The 20,411-nt window shown below is 37.1% G+C and carries 13 protein-coding genes; 12 read left to right on the forward strand and 1 reads right to left on the reverse strand.

The annotated features are described in order from the left end of the window. Positions 1-13: 13 nt before the first annotated feature. Positions 14-2,329: a YfhO family protein gene (locus tag BQ7364_RS17150; RefSeq protein ID WP_072686007.1), complete on the forward strand. Its 2,316-nt coding sequence runs from the start codon at positions 14-16 to the stop codon at positions 2,327-2,329. Then, positions 2,313-4,601 carry a YfhO family protein gene (locus tag BQ7364_RS17155; RefSeq protein ID WP_072686009.1) on the forward strand — a complete coding sequence of 763 codons (2,289 nt, stop codon included), beginning with the start codon at positions 2,313-2,315 and terminating at the stop codon, positions 4,599-4,601. The genes BQ7364_RS17150 and BQ7364_RS17155 overlap by 17 nt, the downstream gene beginning before the upstream one ends. An 8-nt stretch (positions 4,602-4,609) precedes the next feature. Here BQ7364_RS17155 and BQ7364_RS17160 read toward each other — a convergent pair whose 3' ends face one another. Next, positions 4,610-5,668, reverse strand: coding sequence for an NAD-dependent epimerase/dehydratase family protein (locus BQ7364_RS17160; RefSeq protein WP_072686011.1), 1,059 nt, complete (start codon positions 5,666-5,668; stop codon positions 4,610-4,612). A 150-nt stretch (positions 5,669-5,818) separates the two neighbouring features. Between BQ7364_RS17160 and BQ7364_RS17165 the strand changes: the two genes are divergently transcribed. The 10 genes from BQ7364_RS17165 to BQ7364_RS17210 all read left to right on the forward strand — a co-directional run bounded on the left by BQ7364_RS17165 (position 5,819) and on the right by BQ7364_RS17210 (position 20,406). Then, positions 5,819-7,612 carry a hypothetical protein gene (locus BQ7364_RS17165; RefSeq protein WP_072686012.1) on the forward strand — a complete coding sequence of 598 codons (1,794 nt, stop codon included), beginning with the start codon at positions 5,819-5,821 and terminating at the stop codon, positions 7,610-7,612. Between the two features lie 23 nt (positions 7,613-7,635). Beyond that, a complete protein-coding gene (locus tag BQ7364_RS17170; protein WP_072686014.1) occupies positions 7,636-9,933 on the forward strand; it encodes a YfhO family protein in 2,298 nt (765 codons plus the stop codon). 91 nt (positions 9,934-10,024) lie between these two features. Continuing rightward, positions 10,025-11,248 carry a hypothetical protein gene (locus BQ7364_RS17175; protein ID WP_234973204.1) on the forward strand — a complete coding sequence of 408 codons (1,224 nt, stop codon included), beginning with the start codon at positions 10,025-10,027 and terminating at the stop codon, positions 11,246-11,248. Between the two features lie 76 nt (positions 11,249-11,324). Then, a complete protein-coding gene (locus BQ7364_RS17180) occupies positions 11,325-12,311 on the forward strand; it encodes a glycosyltransferase family 2 protein (RefSeq protein ID WP_072686018.1) in 987 nt (328 codons plus the stop codon). Continuing rightward, complete coding sequence (locus BQ7364_RS17185; protein WP_072686020.1) at positions 12,289-13,461, forward strand: glycosyltransferase; 1,173 nt, start codon at positions 12,289-12,291, stop codon at positions 13,459-13,461. Before BQ7364_RS17180 ends, BQ7364_RS17185 begins: the two co-directional genes overlap by 23 nt. Positions 13,462-13,474: 13 nt before the next feature. Beyond that, positions 13,475-14,998, forward strand: a complete 1,524-nt coding sequence (locus BQ7364_RS17190; protein WP_072686021.1) for a DUF6056 family protein — start codon at positions 13,475-13,477, stop codon at positions 14,996-14,998. An 82-nt stretch (positions 14,999-15,080) separates the two neighbouring features. Further along, entirely contained in the window at positions 15,081-16,694 is a 1,614-nt protein-coding gene (locus BQ7364_RS17195) for an O-antigen ligase family protein (RefSeq protein WP_072686023.1), read from the forward strand. After that, positions 16,691-18,271, forward strand: coding sequence for an O-antigen ligase family protein (locus BQ7364_RS17200; RefSeq protein WP_072686025.1), 1,581 nt, complete (start codon positions 16,691-16,693; stop codon positions 18,269-18,271). The genes BQ7364_RS17195 and BQ7364_RS17200 overlap by 4 nt, the downstream gene beginning before the upstream one ends. A gap of 137 nt (positions 18,272-18,408) precedes the next feature. Further along, a complete protein-coding gene (locus BQ7364_RS17205) occupies positions 18,409-19,371 on the forward strand; it encodes a glycosyltransferase (RefSeq protein ID WP_072686026.1) in 963 nt (320 codons plus the stop codon). A 105-nt stretch (positions 19,372-19,476) separates the two neighbouring features. Beyond that, positions 19,477-20,406 carry a glycosyltransferase family 2 protein gene (locus tag BQ7364_RS17210; protein ID WP_039864845.1) on the forward strand — a complete coding sequence of 310 codons (930 nt, stop codon included), beginning with the start codon at positions 19,477-19,479 and terminating at the stop codon, positions 20,404-20,406. The last annotated feature ends 5 nt before the right edge of the window (positions 20,407-20,411 follow it).

Here is a 20,411-nt window from a genome sequence, read left to right on the forward strand (position 1 = left end):
GGATGGATGTAATATGTTAAAAAAAGAAATAAAAGAGATAGTCTTATTAAGCTTATTGGTTCTTTTTATAAGCTTTTTTATGATGTCACCTTATTTATTAAATCAGATGCCATTGACATACGGTACTGATATAAAACCACAATGGTTTGAGTTTTATACTGAATTTAAGAATTTGATAATACAGTTTTTTGAAACAAAACAATTACCTTTTTACTCATGGAATTTATTTTTAGGCAATAATTTCTATGCTTCTAAAAGTTACTACTTGATGGGGGATATATTTAGTTACATAGGTTTGTTAATCCCTTTGAACTTCTTTGATGTTGCTCAAATATTAGAAGTAATAAAATTTTTAGTTTCAGGATGGACAATGTATTATTTGCTAGGATGCTATAAACTGAATTCTAAAGTTAAATTTATTGGTTCTATTGCTTATACATTCAGTTCTTGGGCAATTTTTTATAGCGGGCAATTATCATTTCTTTCATTCTATTGCTGGATGCCATTATATTTTGCGTCCATAGAATTATATTTGCGAAAAGGGAAAAAGCTGATGTTTCCTTTTATCTGCATGATTTTATTATTCACAAATTTTTATTTCTTTTATACTCTATCTTTCTTTACTCCAATTTATTATATCTATCGCTATAGCTTGTTAAAAGATAATTTTAAAAATTTTATAAAAGATACCCTAGTTTTAATTGGTTGTTATTTGCTAGGTGTTTTTATGACCGGTGTGTTAACATTGCCGACAATGGCATATATTCTTCAAAATGACCGTGTTGGTCAATTTTCTTTGAAACTGTTTTTTGAACAACCAAGTATTTATCTTCACGAATTATGCGCTCGGTTAGTACCGAATTATATCTATATTTATCGAACTAACGTTTTTGAAACTGCTACCCATACAACTAGAGAACTATGTTTATATAGCGGAACTTTAACTGCTGTTTTGCTACCGCAAATTTTTTCGGATAAAGATAAAAATTTCAGAAAAGTAACTTTAATATTCTATATAATTTTGAATTTATTTTTGATATTCCCATTTTTAAGTTCAATGGCTCATGGTTTTAGTGATCCAACTTTTCGATGGACAATGATATTAATCCTTGTTCAAATTTTGACTGTATGTAATTATTTGGAAAATATCAATCAATTAAATATTAAAAATTTAAAGATAACAATGGGTATTTCGATCTTTGTATTAATTGCAGTTATTCCGCTGACTGTGATCCTTTCAAAGGGAAATACAATATCTGCTTATAGAAATCAAATATTGCTGTTTTTAGCTGCTATTATTTTTGTGATTTTGAACACTTGGCTTTTATTAAATAAAAAATCTTATATATGGATCTTAACGGTGTTGTGTATTGAATATTCCTTTTCAGGATTTACTTTATATTATTCTCGGATGCATAGTGAAGGAATAACTTATGAATTCATTGATTCTGTTACGCATGTATTACAAGATGAAGATAATGAATTAAATGTTTTTTTGGAAAACATTGAACCGATCAATTGTTTGCAATATTATAGAATTTATATTCCTTTAGAATCAATTTATTGGGACTTTAGTCATAATATGAGTTTAATGGTCCAATTGCAAGGAACAATGACTTACGATTCTACCTATGCACCAAGTTTTAATAAGATGAAAGAGATTGTACCAGAAGTAAAAGATTATGATTCTGAATGGATTTTTAACATTAAAGAACCTAATGTGTTACAATTTTTAAGCGTGAAATACGCTATTGTCACACACTTTTCAGAGTTGCCTGAAGGATTAAATTGGCGATTGCTGACAGACAATTATAGGTCTGGTTTATTAGTTTATAGAAATGATGATTATCGACCGCTAGGTACAACGTATAATAAAATAATATCTTATGAAAATTATAATATAGGAAATCCTTTATCTTTACTAACTGATACTGTTTTATGCAGCTCAAAAGAGTTGCAAACAATTCAAGAAAAAATGAAATCTACTTCTAGGGCTGAACTAGAGAATATCAAATATCAAGGAAACTATCTAACTGGCACATGTGATACAGACGAGTCTAGTTTTCTTGTTTTGTCGCTGCCTTATGATGAAGGCTGGAATGTCTTTGTAAATGGACAAAATGTAAAAACATATTCTGTTAATGGTGGCTTTGTTGGATTTGAGGTTGAAGCGGGTAATAATCAAATTGAAATGTATTTTACACCTGTAGGCTTTAAACAAGGAGCAATAATATCTTTGATTGGAATTATGGGATATGTTGTATTAATTATTCATGAAAAATTAAAAACTAGAAATAGCAGGAGATATAAAAATGAGCAAAGTATTTAGAAAGCGGCCATGGATTTTATTAATTATTCTCCTTTCTTGTTTAGCAGGCAGTATCATCCTTCCATATATTCTTACAGATACGCCTTTTATGCTGGGATGGGATATGCGGACCCAATATAGTTCTTTCTATGAAAATCTTAAAACAATGTTCTTAGAAATGAAAAATACAGGTTCACTTCCATTTTATTCTTGGTCTGCATTCCTGGGTAATAATTTCTGGGGAAGTAAACTTTTCTATTATCATGATATATTTGATTATTTATCATTATTGATTTTTCCTAATTTTGATTATAATCGAGTTATTATGCTACAGACTTTTGTGAAATTGGGAATTGCAGGGGTTTGTTTTTATCGCTATTGTCAATATCATCATTATTCCAGTTCTACAAGCATTATTGGCTCATTGCTATTTGCGTTTTCTTCGTATTCATTAGAAGCGTTAAAAGATCCATTTTTCCTGTCATTTTATATTTTTATCCCACTATATTTTCTGTCAATAGATCGGTATTTAATTGAGAAAAAGAAAATAGGATATATCTTAATTACTGCATTTTTAGCAATAACAAATTACTATCACTTTTATTCACTTAGTGTTTTCAGTGTTATTTATTTTATGTATAGATATTCATGTTTGCATAATACATTAAAAGGCTTTTTTAAAGAAGCAATCCCTTTAATTGGTACTTATATTATCGCTGTTTTACTTGCGGGATTCGCATTAATTCCTGAGTTTTTTAATATTCTTACGAATCAAAGAATTGGAAATTCATCTGCTTTCTTATTCTATGATAGTATAAAGACATATTTTTACATTTTATCTGGTTTGTTTTTTCCATCAAGTATAATCATCAATCGCACCAATGAATTTTCGTCAATCTATACTTATGTTTCTGATAATAACACTGTATTATATGTATGCCTTTGGGCAGGATCATTTTGTTCTCTATTGATTCCGCAAATATTTTCAAAAAAAGGAAAGAACAAAAATATTATAATCTTTTTATTGGTTAATTTATTAATTATGATAATACCGTTTGGTTCTTCAATTATGCATGGCTTTAGTGAACCGGCTTTTCGTTGGTTTCAATTTCCTTTGTTTGTTAATCTTACTTTGATTCTGCCTTATTTAGATGAAAATCAACTTATTAATAGAAAATGTTTGTTCTTGTCTGTTTTATTTATATCTTTGATCCTTCTTTTAGGAACACCTTTATTAGGAATTTTGTGTAATATTCCTTTTCAAAAATATAGCCGCGAATATAGTTTAATATTAATTGCTTTACCTTTTTTATGGATAGGTTATTTTGTCTTGTTAAAAGGGAAAAAATGGATATTCATTGTTTTCACTTTCGTTGAGGTGTTGTTTGTGTCTTATATGTCAGTGTATTCTAACAGTTATTATCGGCAATTTACAAAAGAAACAATTCAAGGTGTTACTCACGTACTACAGAATCGCAATGATTTGAATCAATATCTTTTAACATTAGATGAGAAAAATAGTGAACAATTCTATCGTATTTATATTGATCCTAGTGCTGTTTATTGGGATTATTCTACGAATTTAAATTTAAATTTTAATGTTATGGGATTGATGACATATGATTCCACCGTATCTTCTTCAATTGTAGATATGAATCGGATTGCTGACATAGAGTCATATTTACCATGGTCTTATGAGATCAAAGATCCCTATCTGATAGATTTTTTATGCACAAAGTATGCGGTGGTTACAGATATTTCACAACTTCCTCATAAGAATTTTAAACAGGTAGGGGAATTTAACTATCTTTTAATATTTGAAAATTTGAATTATCAAAATTTTGTCCGAACTTATCATAATATAATAACGCTGAATCATGAGAATATTCAAAGCAAAGAACTATTAAATACTGTAATATGTCATGAAGAAGATCTTGATCAGTTGGAAAATTTAATTAATTTATCAGGAAATGTAGAATGTACCTATATCAATCGTCAATCAAACCAGATCTATGCAGGAATTAATTCTTCCGATTCAGAGTTTATATCAATACCTATTCCTTATGATGAAGGCTGGAATATTGAAATTAACGGAGAGAAAATTCAATATTATTCAGTAAATGGAGGCATGATTGGGTTTTCTGTTCCGAAGGGGTATAGTGAAATTCATATGATTTTTATCCCACAAGGTTTTAAGATGGGAATGGTGGCAAGTTTAACCGGTGTTTTTTTACTGATTATTTTAGTTATAGCCAAGAAAATTCAAAAGAAAGTAAAAAAGCAGAACTTGTAATCTGCTTTTTATCTTCTGAGGGCTAATTCATCTTCAATCATATCTATTGTGCGTCGGAAACCATCCTGAATGGAAATCGTAGGTTTCCAACCTAAAGCTCTCAGCTTTTGAGTAGATACATTTATGTAGGTAGTTACCTTATTTTCAATATAAGAGGAATTTGTCTCACGTTTTTCCTTATAAAACCTAATATTTCTATCTGGAAAAGCTTTGATTATTTCTTGCGCTAGTTCTTTGATAGAAACGAAACATTCATCATTTGCCATATTGTAGGCTTCTCCGGGAAGTCCGTGAGACAATAAAGTAAGACAAGCAGAAACCAGGTCTAGTACATAACAAAAAGCTCGTTTTGCTTCTCCGGTTGATTTCATAATAATCTGGTTATTTTCAATTACAGATTTAACAAATTCACTAAATACGCGTTGATCATGATGATAATCTAATGTTGGACCGTAAGTATGAAAGATTCTTAGGCAAGTAACAGGGATTTGGTATTGTTCATAATATGATTTGCAAAGAGTTTCACCCATCCGTTTGCTTTCGCTATAACAACTGCGGATATCTAACGGATCAATTGTACCCAATGTGTTTTCTGTAATAAGCTGAGAATTAGAAATTTTACCATAAACTTCAGCGCTTGAAAAATATAAAAAATGTTCAATTTTTTTCTTGCGAGCTAATTCAAGAAGATAATAAGTACCCAAGATATTGGGCAGTGTAACATCAACTGGATTAGTTTTGTAATACTGAGGATCTGCCAATGATGCAGCGTGAATGATATAATTGATTTTTTCTTCTGTTCTTAAAGGTGTGTTTAACTCTGAAACTAAACAATGAATATTTTTATTTAATTTATCACCAAACAATAATTCAACTTTTTTTAAATTTCGAACAATAAGCAGTATCCTTAAATTTAGATTTTTCACTGCATTTAAATAAATAAAGTATTCTGTTAAATATCGCCCAAGCATTCCTGTTGCCCCGGTTATAAGAAGTGTTTTATTTCTTAAGAACTCATAATCTAAATTCTGCGAAACTAATTCTTGAAAATCAGTAGTTAAGTCCATGATATCCTCCCATAAAAACAAGCTATAATATATTATATAGTATAACTACTTTTGTTTCGACTAAACTTTAATTTTCTAGAGCTTATTTTAGAAACTTGCATAACATTAGGTTAAAGGATAAAATAAGAAAAGATTTATTGAGGTGAAATTATGAAATATCTTGTGGGCAGTGTATATCCAATTCTCTTAATACTGATCGCTGTTGTTTTATGGCATAATGATAAAATCAGGGAAACAGTAAAAACTAATAAAAAATCTATTTTGCTGTTTCTTTTATTTAATTTCGTAATGATTAATGTTATGTTATTTCTTCATTTGCGACAAGAACAGTTTATTGCTTATTGGGATTTTGGCGGTTTTTGGCGTAAATCAGTTGAATTTAATCAGATGATGGATCGAAGTGTAAAAGAAGCCATGGATAACCTTTGGTTTTCATTGAACTATTCAGAATACTCATATTTACCTGAATGGTTCTTATATCTGCCAACGCAGTTATTAGGAAGCTCTTATCCGCGATTTATTTTAGCAATGTTTAATAGTTTTGTACTTCCTGCTAATTTAATATTGTATATTTTTAGCTTGATGGTTTTAGGAGATAAACAATCAACGCTGAAAAAAGCTTTCCTGGGATTGTTTATCGCTACCTTTGCGGGTAATTTATATTCCATGGTTTTCGGATATATCGGCAGCGCAGGCTTACCTATCATTACCAGTATCTTGCTATTAGTTTATGCAGGCGGCTTAGATACATTTGAGTGGAAAAATAATGTCTTTATTGGGATATCTATGATAATTCTATTATTAGTTAGACGATGGTTTGCTTATTGGATTGTAGGTTTCTATATTGCTTATACTTTAGCATATTTAATAAAGGAAGGGTCTGCGCACTCTCTTACAAAGTCAAAAATAAAAGTACAATTTATGAATATGCTTGTTTGCGGCATCATTCCATTAACCATACTATTAACTTTATTCTTCCCTTTATTTAAAACAATCACAACTTATAACTATGCTGAAGCATATTCTGTAGCAAAGGTTGGTGGGGCTGCTTATGTTATTGGCTGGTTCATTCAATTTTACGGTTGGCTTTTAATCATTTTGCTAATCATCGGGTTCTTTTATGGGATTAAATCGAAAGAACATCGTCTAATTACTTGTTTATGTGTTATCCAAACATTAGTTGCTGTTATTTTATTTAATCGTGTACAAAGCTTTGGATCTCATCATTATTACATTATTAATGGCCCTGTGATGATTCTGATGATTTTTGGTTTAAAGAAGGTTCTTGATTGTTTATCTGATAAGAAGAGTGTTGCACTTCTTGCGGCTTCTGCTTGCTTAATTTGTATAAATTTTTCAAAAACAGTGGTATTTGGCAAAAATCCCAAAGTTGATGTATTCTTAGATAAATTAAATGTGTTGATATCAGCGCCTTTTCCTGATTTGAGAATCCGTAATGATCTTGATCAAATCCGAAATATGGCAGAATTTCTAGATAAGACGCCTAATGAATATGAATACGTATATGTTTTATCTAATTCTGTATTATTTAACGATGATATGTTAAGAAATGCCTTTTTTCCAGAGAAGAATGAAGGGGTAGCAAATTTGTTGGTTGCTGATGCTTATGATTACCGCGATGGAATACCCGCTGATTTTTTTCAGTATTACTATATTGTTGTTGCGGATCCTATTCAACTTCAGTTTGGTGCAGAAAATCAGAAATGTGTCAGTATATTAGCAGAATTTATGCTGAATTCTGAAGAGTCTGGTCCTTATTATCGTATAGTTAGAGAATATGATTTAGACAATGATGTGCATATCAATATTTATCAAAGAGTAGAACAAGTTCCAAATGAAATGCGAAAAGAAATTAGTGATCGCTATCGGAGTTTTTACCCACATAATCCAGAACTTTATGAGTTTAATTTGTTATCAGAATAAGTAGGGAGCGTTATATAGCTAATATGAAAGCATGGATATCCAGAAATAAAAACTTAATATTTATGTTGTTAGCAGCCATATTTATGATTTTTGGCATATATATTTTAGGCGGACGTGAATTCTTATTTAATGCTGATCAGCGACTGCAGTATAATTATTTTTATGATGAATGGCTGAGATTAATTGAAAAGTTTATAACAAATGGAGAATTCCCGTTTTATTCGTGGAATACCTTTTTAGGGAATAATTTTTACGCGTCAAAAGCGTATTATGTTGTTGGCGATATATTTCTTCCATTTCTCTTTTTAATGCGCAGCAATTTGGATGTAGCACTGATGATCGAATCATTAACGCTAATTTTTTTATCGGGGTTATTCTTTTCGGGTTATCTTAATGCATATGGTTTTAAAAATAATAATGTTATTCTGTTGCTCTCTTTAATATATGCATTATCAGGTACATCTACAATTTTTGTGGGTCAATATATGTTTCATCGCTTTTATGCTTTTTTTCCGTTGTTGCTTTGGGGGATTGAATGCTATTTCAACAGAAATAAAAAGTGTTTATTCATCTTTTCAGTTTTTCTTTTGTTTATAACCAATTATTATTTAATGTTTCCGACCACACTGTTTTTGCCTTTATATTTCTGGCATACGTGGATACGCAGATATTCGTTTAATATAAAGAAGTTTTTTGCAAAAGCTTTCATTTTAGTGTTTTATTATTTTATAGGTTTTTTCATGGGATGTATTATTGTTTTACCTGCAATTTTGTATATGTTAGGGAATTCCCGATTAGGTGAATATAATACGTGGAATAATTTTTGGGAATTTCGAGTTTATATGGGTTTTCTTTTTAGTTATATTACACCTCCTGCGACACTTTATACAACCATTCCTTATATTTTTGTCAGTGGTTTTAATGGACATGACTATTGGTATTCAATTTATGCTTCTGTACTAGGCTGTATAACATTGTTTAGCTCGCTGATTTTTAGTAATAAAAAATTTAGAATCACGACGGTAATTCCTTATCTAATTTTGCTGACCATAGCCTTCTATAAACCATTTAATTCTGTTATGCACGGTTTATCCCAACCCTCATTTCGCTGGTCGTTTTTGATATTTACTTTTGGATTGTTAATGACTGGTTATGTCTTAGAACATATTCATGATTGGACAAACAAATTGATTAAAGGTTATGCTGTTTATGTGATTTTGTATATAATCTATTTAGTCATTGGCTTTATGAACAAAACCGTTGTTTTGCCTGATCATAATTATCATTTATTGCTGAGTTTAATTTATTTACTGGTTGGCGGAATTTACTGCATATTCATAAAGAAAGGCCTGATTAAGTTTTTATATTTTTGCGTATACCTTGAATTGTGTTTTAGCATGACATTGACATGTTGGAATTTAAGTAAGGATTATCGTTCGTTTATTCCGTCTATTGATAGAAATATATTAAAATATTGGCAGGATGTAGATGAAGACCTTATGTTTAGAATTTATATCAATCCAGACGAACTGATGCCGATCAGTGATATGAATAAAAATCAATCCTTACCTTTGGGATATATGTCAACTGCTACTTATGATTCTACTTATGAACCAGAGTTAACAGAATATTTGAAGAACAATGGAATAAACTGGCATAATGTTAACCTGAATTCAGAGGAACAATTAAAATCTTTAGGTGTAAAATATATCTTAGTTAAAAACCAACAGGAACTGCCTCAAGAATTAAGCGTAACAAAGGCGTTTGATATTAATGAATATCAAGCTTGGAAGCTTCAGGACTTTAAGTCCATTGGCTTAACCTATTCTTCATATGTTAGTGAAAACCAAGTAAATCCGAATCATTTAGCAAGTTGGGATTGGGATGAATCGTTAAAAGATCAAATGACGTCGTGGACATGGAGTACAACATTAATTATTCCAGAGATTTTAATGAATCGAGTTGCTAATTCAGAGGAACCGCAAGTTTCGTTTACTGTTACGGAGAAGTATAACAATGGAATAAAAGGTTATATAGAGGTAGTAAATGAGCCTTCGATTTTATATTTTTCAATACCCTACAGTAAAGGCTGGAAAGCTGTTGATAATGACAATTCTATTCCTATTTATAAAGTGAATAATGGATTTATAGGAATGTTGTTAGAGCCAGGTTATCATCAAATCCAGTTAAATTTTACACCCTATGGTTTTAAAGGTGGATCTGTTTTGAGTTTACTTGGCGGACTTGGATTCGTCATTGTAATCTTAAATGAACACAAGGAAATTAAAAGTAAGACACTAAAAAAATTTAGAAAATCTTAATTTGACATGCATTCATAAGTTTCCTATAATGACAAACATGAACACATTAAAAATAATAAGAAATCTGATTTTGATTTTATTGATAGCGATAGTGAGCGGGCTGGCTCTGAACACTATCGCTTTTTCACTTCCTGTTCAGCCCGTAAAAGAAAATCTTACAGAGAACCTGGAAGTTTTTGAAAAGGAAATGGAGTCGGAATATTTCAGGGTTATCGAAAACGATGACGCCACCATGCTGGATTTATATACGGATGCTCTGATGATGAATACGATGATTTATGAGAGTGATCAAAGTAACTTTATTAATGCTGTGGCAGCACATCATTATTTCAACGAGGAACAAACGATGCAACAAAGCTTTCTGGATCTTGTTGAAGAAAAGACAGAAGGGAAAGAGGTCTACGCCTATGCACGATATTGGCATGGATACCTGCTGCCGCTAAAGCTGGCATTGTCTTCAATGACCTATCTCGACTTTCGCATCTTAAACCTGTTTTTACAAATCCTTTTGTTAGGTCTGGCTGTAAAAACAATGGCGGAACAGGGCGGCAGGAAGCTAGTGATCCCCTTATTAGTTGCTTTTGTCTTTCTAATGCCTGTCGCTACGGCCTATTGCTTACAGTATTCGTTTATTGTGTATATCACATTGATTGCGACGATTCTATTATTTCATTTCCGAGAGAACCTGGATCAAAGAAAAAATGCGATTTATTTCTTTTTCATTATCGGAGTGGTGACCAATTACTTTGACCTGTTGACTTATCCTCTGATTACGTTTGGAATTCCGGCGGTTCTTTTGTTATTCAGCGGTAAAAAGAAAACGACTATTTTAGAATCTTTGATCACTTTTGCGGCGATAGCCTGCGCCTGGATCGGTGGTTATGCCCTGATGTGGGTGGGGAAGTGGACTGTAGCTACGCTGGTTCTTCATGAGAATATTTATCTGGATGCGATCCAACAGATTATTCTGCGTACTAACGATGAAGTGAAGAATTTGGAACTAACCTATTCCATGGTATTAGAAAAAAATCTGAAATTGCTGCAGCGTTTACCCTATGCTCTTTTATTCTATATTCCATTAATAACGAAAATTCCTTCAATCGTCGCTTTACTGATTCACGATCAACGGGTATTCTTTCAGAAAATACTGATAATGGCCTGTTTCGTATGTGTCCCCTTAGTTTGGATTCTTGTTTTGCGGAATCATTCATTTATGCATTATTTTTATACGTATCGTATTTTAATTATTGCTTCATTCGCAATTCAGTGCGCTGCTTTTTCAACCCTGTCATTATTGCGAAATGCTGAAGAGTAAGTTTATAGCGTGTTTTCTTCTCTGAAAAATTCACAACCCGAATTAAATTCTGGTATACTATAAAAGGTGATGAAAATTGAAACATCTTGTCAGTGTCATTGTTCCAGTCTATAACGTGCAAGCCTATCTTGACCGATGTGTTCAGTCAATTGTAGATCAGACGTATTCAAATTTGGAAATTCTTTTAATTGATGACGGCTCAACGGATGAGTCATATCGATTAATGCAGAACTGGGCTGAAAAAGACAAACGAATTCATTTGCTTCAAAAGACAAATGGCGGATTAAGCGATGCCCGGAATTTTGGAATCCAAAGAGCGCAGGGAGAATACTTAGCGTTTATCGACAGCGATGATTTTATTCGCCCGGCGATGATCGAAAAAATGTTGGCGGCGATGGTCGAGCAGCAAGCTCAAATCGGTGTTTGCGATATGGAGTATCTCTATGATGACGGCCGGGTCGAATTTGCCAGCGGCGGAGCGTTTGCTGTGGGGGATGTGAAAACCCATCCGGAATTAATTCGTATGAATAACAGCGCTTGTAATAAGCTTTTCGCTCGTTCTCTGTTTCAGGACATTGAATTTCCGGTTGGAAAATGGTATGAAGATTTGGCAACGATTCCGATGATCTGCTTTAATGCGGAACGGATTGTGAAAGTGAACGAAGCGTTTTATGTTTATTATCAGCGGTCAGGTTCGATCGCGCACAGCGCAAATCCTAAAATATTTGATATCTATAAAGCGATTCAGCGTGTCATTGAATATATAGAGATTCATTGCGATGATACATCTTTGAAAAACCAGTTTATTCTGGAAATGAAGCATTGCTATATCATCCATGGATTAGATTTAACGACGCTGCGGATCAAGGACTTTGATGAATCGGAAGACAGGGAAAAGTATTTGGCGGAAAACATGAAGCAATTAAAACAGTGTTATCCGGATTGGGAGCAGGATGCATTCGTAAAATCAGCGGGATTGAAGAAAAAACTGATCATTGCGCTGTTGAAGAGGAAACAATGGAAGGCGGTGCTCGGCATTTATGACCGGTCAAAATCAGCGTGACAAACGCAGAATTTTATTTGTTAACGATGAAATGGAAATGGGCGGCGTCGCCCGCGTTTTAAATACATTGATGAAAAATCTTGATCAGCAGGTATATCAAATCGATTTGTTGGTCTTACATAAAACAGGCACACTGCTTCAGGATATCCCGGAAGGTGTGCGTGTGATTGAAGGAACATCGTTTTTTAACGCCGTGGACAGCCCGCTCAAAGAATTACTGAAAAAGGGAGACCTTCCGCATCTTTTCAGTAAGCTGCGCTTGCTGCTGTACATGAAAACAGGATTGATCCGCAGTAAAATCCTCAAGGAGCGAAAAAAGATGCTGTCCGGCGTCTATGATGTGGAAATGGCGGCGAAAGAGGGATTCTGTACAATCTTTACCGCTTATGGCAATAGTAAGCGGAAAGTCAATTGGGTATTGACTGATTACAGTGTCTGCAATTACTCCGCGAATCATATGCGATTGGTGAAGTCTGCTCTGCAGAAGATTGACCTGAATATTGCGGATTCAGCGGAAGCTACGGAGGCCTATAAAAAGGTCTTTGGAATTCAGAATGTCATAACGATTCATAATCTGATGAATACTGAAAAAGTAGAAAAAGGAAAGACAAAAACAGAAGATCAAGCAGAGATTGATCCTTCAAAACTGAATTTGATTTCGGTGATCCGATTTCATCCGCAAAAGGCGGCGGATCGATTGCTGCAGGCGCATAAATATGTGCTGGATCAAGGGATTGAACATGAACTTTATTTAATTGGCGGCGGCGAGCAGGAAGCGATGTTGTTGAAAATGCAGAAAGATCTGAATCTGACACACCTTCATTTCCTGGGCTTTAAAACAAATCCGTATGCTGATATCCGGGCTTGCGATTTGTTTGTTCTGCCTTCTTTGTATGAAGGCTTCGCGACGGTGATCAATGAATCGTTTATTGCCGGAACGCCGGTCTTGTCGACGGAGGTTGCGGGCGTTCATGAACAGATCACCGCTCCGCATTATGGATGGATTGTTGAGAATAGCCAGAAAGGCTTGAACGAAGGTTTGCTGAACGCGTTGCAATCGAAGGATCAGTTGCAGGAGATGAAACGGCAGCTGCAGGGGTATCATTATCCGAATGATGAAATCATCCGAAAGTTTACAGAAGTTTTATAACGGAGGCGGATGTATGGAAAAATTAAAAAAAGGAAAGTCCTGGTGCTGGCTGTTAGGCGCTTTGTTCATCTTTGTCCTGTTTTACTACATGACCGTCAGGACGCCCCTGGCGGGAGATGATTGGGGCTACGCAGTCAATGGGATGAGCGGAAATCCGTTCGTCAAAGCGTGGGAATTCTATTTCACCTGGTCGGGGCGTTATTTCGCGGAGCTTTGGGGCTTTATCGTCGCGCCGAGAAAAGGTCTGTGGAATTTCCTGAATCCTGCCTTATTCGCGGGAATCTATGTTTTGCTATATCAAATTGTGAATCCAAAGCGTAATCCGCTATCCGTAGCGGTCTTGATTGCCGCGATGATGTTAACGGTTGCGGACCGGCTGCGGATGGAAACCTATACATGGATTATGGGGACAACCTACGTCGTGCCGTTATTTTTGATTCTGCTGATCATCTGGATGATGAAAAATATCTTGTTTTCGGAACGGAAAATAAAAAAAGGACATTATGCCGCGCTGATCCTTCTTAATTTTTATATCGGTTTGGCTATGGAAAATTGTTCAGCGGCCAGTATTTTGCTGAATCTTCTGATGCTGCTCTACGCATATTTCAAGCGAAAAGACGCGTTGAAGTTAACGGGTGCGGGACTCGTGGTCAGCGTGCTTGGCTTTGCCTTGATCCGGATGTCGCCGGGCGCGGCGTTCCGGCTGGCGCGGGATAACCAGGCATGGATTGCGCTGGGCTTGTTTGGTCAGATCCAGCAGAACTGGGGTAATTTCCTGAATTACACGTTTATTGCGAATAAATATATGATGCTGATTCTGAGTCTGATCACATTCCTGGCTTTGATTCATCATTGGGTAGACCGGATCTGGATGAATAAAAAAGATAAGCTGGCGGCGTTCGTTCAAGGATTCATCCTGACGATCGCGATCGTGGCCTGCTTTGCCCCGACATTCGTCGAGAAAATGAACCTTGAGGTTTTCAGTTTCTTTTATGACTTGGGAACGCCTCAGGGCTTGATCTTCTGTTCGATCTTCTATATTCTTTATATCGTCAATCTGTTTTGGATCTTATTTACTTTATATCAGGATGAAGAACGATTAGAAAAATTGATGATGGTGATGATGGCGGGAACGTGTAATTTAGCAATGCTGCTTTCACCGATTTATGGTCCGCGGAGTTCATTGTATACGGTGTACTTTATCATCTTATTGACGGCCTCGGTGGCTTCAAAAATTAAAATCAGTTCCGCTGAGGCTGCGGTGATTCTGATTTGCTGCTCAGGGATGTGTCTGCAGCGCAGCTTATCCTGGAAACGGATCTATACTCAGGTTGCGCAAGTTCAGTCGGAACGGGAATCCGTTCTGCAGTATTATCGCGAACATCCGGAGGATGATGAAGCCTGGATCCCGCGGATGCCGGAAGAAAGCATTCATTCCGCGGACATTGAGGAAGGCGATACTTATCATCAGAATAGTTTCAGAGAATATTATGGTTTGCCGGAAACGACAAAATTAGTTTTTTATAAGAAACAATAAACTCAATCGTTAAAAAATTAGACAATCGGAACGAAAACCGGTACAATGTCACAGAACCGAACCGCACAAAGGAGGCTGACTGATGCGAAAAATCAAAGAGTTTCTGCGTCCCTGGTTTACGCAGGGGACAGCGATTGGAATTTTACTTTTAATTCTGGCGTTTCAGCCGATGATAGATCTGGACTATTTGATTTATCCCTTTTTAAATCAGTTTGGCTTACCGCGTCCTTCAACGATCGTCCGGTATTTGCTAATTCCCGTTTTAATCGTCGGATGTTTTTACAACAAGGGTAAAAATCGTCGGAAAACGTTGATTCTGGGCGGATTGTATATCGCGGTTTTCGCGGTTTATTTTCTGATTCATGTCCAGGTGACGAGAAATGCCGCGGCGTTGCTGCGTCTGACTACCAATTTCCAGTTCTCCTTGTTCGGCGAGCTGGTCTATTGTTTAACCCTGATCATTCCCTTTGGGCTGATCGCCGCCTTTACGACGCTGCAGGTCAATGAGAAATTATTGAAGCAGATCACGGCGATTTTATCAGCGACGATCTCATTTCCCATTTTAATCAGCGACTTGTTTGTGTTTGGACAGTCGACCTATCTGGGCAATACTGCGGCCAGTTTCTTCAGCTGGTTTACCGGAATATATGAAACAGTGGAACCACGGCGGTTAGCGTGTAAATTTTTCTTTGACGAAGGAAATACGATTGGGATTCTCTTGTTTATGCTGCTGCCGTTATTGTATTATTTCTTTTCCCGGAGCAAGGAAAACAAGGGAAAAATTTCCTGGGCAATGCTGATCATCGTTCAGAGCTTGTCCATGTTGATTTTGTCGACGCGGGTAGCGTCGCTGGGCGCGTTTTTGATCCCGATCGCCTTTGTCGGACTTTATCTCTTTGACGGTCTGCTGTTTCGGCATCAGAAAATAAAAGGGATAGTGCTGATTTTCTGCGCTGCTGTATCGTTAGTCAGCGTGGTGATTCTGCCCTATACGCCGGCCATCCAAAATCAAAAGCGTGATGCTCAAAGCGATGATGCGGTGCGCGGCGACGATGATTTGCTGCAAAAAGGAATTTTAGCCTATGAAGGCCGTTTAAACCTGACGCCAGGCTCGAAAGCCTATGAAGAATTCTGTTTAAAGGCCTTTGAGAAGTCCGGAATTGAGGATAATCTGATATCCAGTATTCCCAAGATGTATTACATGGATTGGTATAGCTACAAGGTTGATCCAGTCTTCTGGAGTGATTTGTTGTTCACCGTGCCGTTGGAAGAACGCTTAACGGGCCGCCAGTTCCAAACCTATTTCATGAATGTGAAATGGGGAATGGCGGATTCCAAGATGAAATTATTTGGTATGGGATATACACCGTTTATGAATGGTTCCATTCTGCTTGAGCAGGACTTTATCCAACAAAAATATACGCTCGGCTATTTAGGCGATCTCCTGCTGGCAGGACCTTGGCTGATTCTGACGGCTTTCGGTGCTGTGTTTGTTCTGCTGCGATGGAAGAAGTGCATGAATCTGGAGATTATGGTTCTGGCTACATCCCTGTGCTGCGGCTTGGGGGCAGCGTATCTCAGCGGTCATACGTTAGATCAGTTTGTTACGACGATGTTCATGGCGCTGATCGCGGCGATTCTGTTGGATCGGGTTTTTGGTCTTCATGATGATTCGGAAAGGGAGGGTAAACAATGACGAAAATAAAATCGGTTTTTCATTCGCATAAGGCAATGAAAGGCTTTGTTCTTCTTTTGTTTATCATCCAGCCTTTGATCGATCTGGATTACTTAATCTATCCGTTTCTTGATCAGTTTGGAATTCCCCGGCCGTCGACGATTATCCGCTTTTTAATCATTCCGCTGGCCGTGTTATGGACGTTTTTTCTGGCTGATAAAAATAAAAAGAAAACGTTGTTATTTGGCGGCCTGTACGGTTTGGCGCTGGCGGTTTATTTTCTGCTGCATATCCGGCAGGGGGCTCAGATTTACAAAGGCTTATATCTGACGCCGAATTTCTTTTTCCAGTTATCAAAGGAAATCACCTATTTTCTGACGCTGGTCATTCCGTATGGAATGATCTATGCAGTTGTTCATCTTCGATTAACGGAAAAAATTGTAAAAGGGGTCACCGTCGCTTTATCGTGCCTGACTGCGCTGCCGATCTTTATCGGCGATTTGTTTGTGTTTGGCGAATCGACGTATGCCGGAATGACCGCGGCTCCGTTTCTGAGCTGGTTTTTAGGAATTTATGCGGATCCAACGAAGATTCATCCTCGTCAGCTAGCTTCCAAGTTTTTCTTTGAAGAAGGAAATACGGTCGGTATTTTAATGTTTATGCTGCTCCCGTTATTGTATCTGTTTTTCCAGCGCAGCACTTCGAAGAAAGAGCGGATTGCATTAGGCGCATTGATCGGAATTCATAGTTTGTCGATGATCATTCTTTCGACGCGGGTCGCCACGTTTGGCACGGTGCTGATCCCGATCGGATTCCTTGTTCTGTATCTTTTTACGACTTTGATCATGAAGGAATACCGGCTGGAAAAAACGGTCTTGTTCTTCTGCGCTGCTGCCGCAGCGATCAGCGGCTGTATCCTGCCATTTTCACCGGCGGTTGTCAATCAGAATATTGACTCAGCGAACACCGCGATCTTATTGCAGGATGATTATCTGCGCAAAGAGCTGGGAACTTCGCTGGAGAATACGACGGAATTAAAAACAAGCGATTATTATCGTTTTATGTTTGAAGCTTATGGAATCCGCGCAAATCTGATGGCCAGCGTGCCGACTCAGTATTATATGGAGTGGTACTATTACACAGCGGATCCGAAGTTCTGGGTTGACGTCCTGGAGCTGCCGCTGGAACAGCGGGTGAACGGCCGGCAGATCGAAAAGATTTTCATGAGCTACAAATGGGGGGAACTTTCTAACTCCGAAAAGTTTTTAGGTATGGGCTATTCAACCTTCAATAACGGCTCGATTTTGTTGGAACGGGATTTTGCCCAGCAGATTTATACGATGGGCTATGCCGGCGCCGCGCTGACGGTTTTGCCATGGCTGCTGGTGACCTGCTTCGGCGCCATTATCGTACTGCTTCGTTGGAAAAAGATGCTCCGGCTGGATGTTTTAGTCTACGCAATGGCACTGGGCTGCGGGTTAGTGTCTTCTTATATCAGCGGACATACGATCGATCAGTTTCTGACGTCTTCGTTTATGGCTTTGCTGATGGGTGTTTTATTGGATCTCGTCATGCGCCCGAAAGAACAGAAAAATTGATCGCCATGGGAAACCATGGCTTTTATTTCAATGAAAATTTTAACAGGTCTATTGTTGTAAACCTGCGGCGATGGTATAATAGGTTAAACAAACAGAATGAAAATTAAAGGATTGATCAGAAAGGCAGGCGGTGGAAAATGAAACCCATCCTCAGTGTGATTGTACCGGTATATAACGTTGAAAAGTATCTGCCCCGGTGTCTTGATTCCTTAGTGAATCAGACGCTCAAAAATATGGAAATTATCGTGATCAACGATGGAACAAAAGATAACAGCCAACAGATTATTGATGACTATGCTGCGCGGTATCCGCAAATTCGTCCATTTAAGAAACCGAACGGCGGGATTGCAGAGACTCGCAATTTTGGCTTAGCGCAGGTGCAGGGAGAGTATTTTGGCTTTCTGGACAGCGATGACTTTACAGAACTGGATATGTTCGAGAAGATGGTCGCGGCGGCAGAGAAAGAGAATGCGGATGTCGTTGTTTCCAATTTTAATTGGGTCTATGGCGAACAGAAGCGGCTGGAAAAGGAAGGTCCGTACGCTCCGGGTAAAGAAATGATGATTCATTTATTTGCCACGCTTTGGAATAAAATTTACCGCACTGATTTTGTCCGGGAAACCGGCTTGCAGTTTCCGACGGGCTATCGCTATGAGGATGCGTGTTTTCTTTATTGCTTAGCGCCGCATGTAAAAAAATTAGCCTTTGTGGACGAAGCTTTTGTCAGTTATATCCAATTGGGAAATTCAATTACGCATACGAACAATCATGAAGTGAAGGATATGATTCATGTTTTTGAAATCATTACGGATTATTTTAAGGTCCAGGGATGGGATCAGGAATATCATGATGAACTGGAATATCTGCATATTAAGTTCTTTTTAGGGAACTCTTTCTTAAGAAGCACGAAGATTGCGGATCGGCAGGATCGGAAAACGACGATTCAGATGGGGTGGGAGCGGTTGAATCAAAGCTTCCCGCAGTGGAAGAAGAACCCGTATCTGAAGTCGCTGGGCGGAATGAAAAATCGTTATTTCAAAACCGTTAGCAATTGGAATATTATGCTTTATTCCGAACTATTTCACAGATTTAAAAAATAAGATCACTGAATTTAAAATATTAAGGAATCATGACAATTTAGGAAAGTATTTGTACTTCTTGAATTTCTCCTTTATAATTAAATGGTGAATTTGCGGAGGTTAGATATGGATAAGCTTTCAATCGTAGTTCCTTGTTATAACGAACAGGAAACGGTGAACATCTTTTACCGCGAAACAACAAAAGTAGTGGATGCCATGAACATGGATTATGAAATTATTTTTGTCAACGATGGTTCCCGCGATAATACCTTAGAAGAATTGGTGAAGCTCCATGACGCGCATCCGGGTATTGTCAAGGTCATTGACTTCAGCCGGAATTTTGGCAAAGAGGGCGGCCTGTTAGCGGGATTGGAAAACGCGACGGGCAATTACGTTACAGTCATGGATGCTGATTTACAGGATCCGCCGGAATATTTGCCAAAGATGTTTGAAGCAATGAATCAGCAGCATGTGGACATTGTAGGTACCCGCCGGGTTACGCGAAAAGGGGAACCGAAGATCCGTTCCTTCTTTGCACGGCAATTTTATAAACTGATCAATAAATTTACTGAAGTCGAAATTGTTGACGGCGCGCGGGATTTCCGGCTGATGACCCGCGAGGTTGTCGACAGCGTTCTTTCACTTCAGGAATATCACCGGTTCTCCAAAGGCATCTTTGCCTGGGTTGGTTATAAAACGGTTTATTTGGAGTATGAGAATGTGGAGCGTGTCGCCGGGGAAACGAGCTGGTCGTTCTGGAAGTTATTCGCTTACGCGATTGAAGGCATTGTTGCCTTTACTGTTGCCCCGCTGCGAATGGCGACGATTTCTGGAATCTTCGTTTCTATCATCGCTTTCCTTTATATGATCTTTGTTTTTGGGAAGGCCTTGATCGTAGGCGATCCGGTTGCGGGTTATCCATCAATGGTCGTCATCATTCTGTTTTTGGGAGGAATTCAGCTGTTAAGCTTAGGCATTATCGGTGAATATCTGTCGAAAACGTACATGGAGACCAAGAAACGTCCGAAATATATCGTCCGTAAAAAATACGAGTAATAAAA

The sequence above is a fragment of the Holdemania sp. Marseille-P2844 genome (assembly GCF_900120005.1).
GTDB lineage: Bacteria > Bacillota_I > Bacilli_A > Erysipelotrichales > Erysipelotrichaceae > Holdemania.

What these genes read in the sequence shown, in the direction of transcription:
- BQ7364_RS17150 (WP_072686007.1), top strand. Translation starts at nt 14, where the DNA reads ATGTTAAAAAAAGAAATAAAAGAGATAGTCTTATTAAGCTTATTGGTT.
- BQ7364_RS17155 (WP_072686009.1), top strand. Translation starts at nt 2,313, where the DNA reads ATGAGCAAAGTATTTAGAAAGCGGCCATGGATTTTATTAATTATTCTC.
- BQ7364_RS17160 (WP_072686011.1), bottom strand. Translation starts at nt 5,668, where the DNA reads ATGGACTTAACTACTGATTTTCAAGAATTAGTTTCGCAGAATTTAGAT.
- BQ7364_RS17165 (WP_072686012.1), top strand. Translation starts at nt 5,819, where the DNA reads ATGAAATATCTTGTGGGCAGTGTATATCCAATTCTCTTAATACTGATC.
- BQ7364_RS17170 (WP_072686014.1), top strand. Translation starts at nt 7,636, where the DNA reads ATGAAAGCATGGATATCCAGAAATAAAAACTTAATATTTATGTTGTTA.
- BQ7364_RS17185 (WP_072686020.1), top strand. Translation starts at nt 12,289, where the DNA reads ATGACCGGTCAAAATCAGCGTGACAAACGCAGAATTTTATTTGTTAAC.
- BQ7364_RS17190 (WP_072686021.1), top strand. Translation starts at nt 13,475, where the DNA reads ATGGAAAAATTAAAAAAAGGAAAGTCCTGGTGCTGGCTGTTAGGCGCT.
- BQ7364_RS17195 (WP_072686023.1), top strand. Translation starts at nt 15,081, where the DNA reads ATGCGAAAAATCAAAGAGTTTCTGCGTCCCTGGTTTACGCAGGGGACA.
- BQ7364_RS17200 (WP_072686025.1), top strand. Translation starts at nt 16,691, where the DNA reads ATGACGAAAATAAAATCGGTTTTTCATTCGCATAAGGCAATGAAAGGC.
- BQ7364_RS17205 (WP_072686026.1), top strand. Translation starts at nt 18,409, where the DNA reads ATGAAACCCATCCTCAGTGTGATTGTACCGGTATATAACGTTGAAAAG.
- BQ7364_RS17210 (WP_039864845.1), top strand. Translation starts at nt 19,477, where the DNA reads ATGGATAAGCTTTCAATCGTAGTTCCTTGTTATAACGAACAGGAAACG.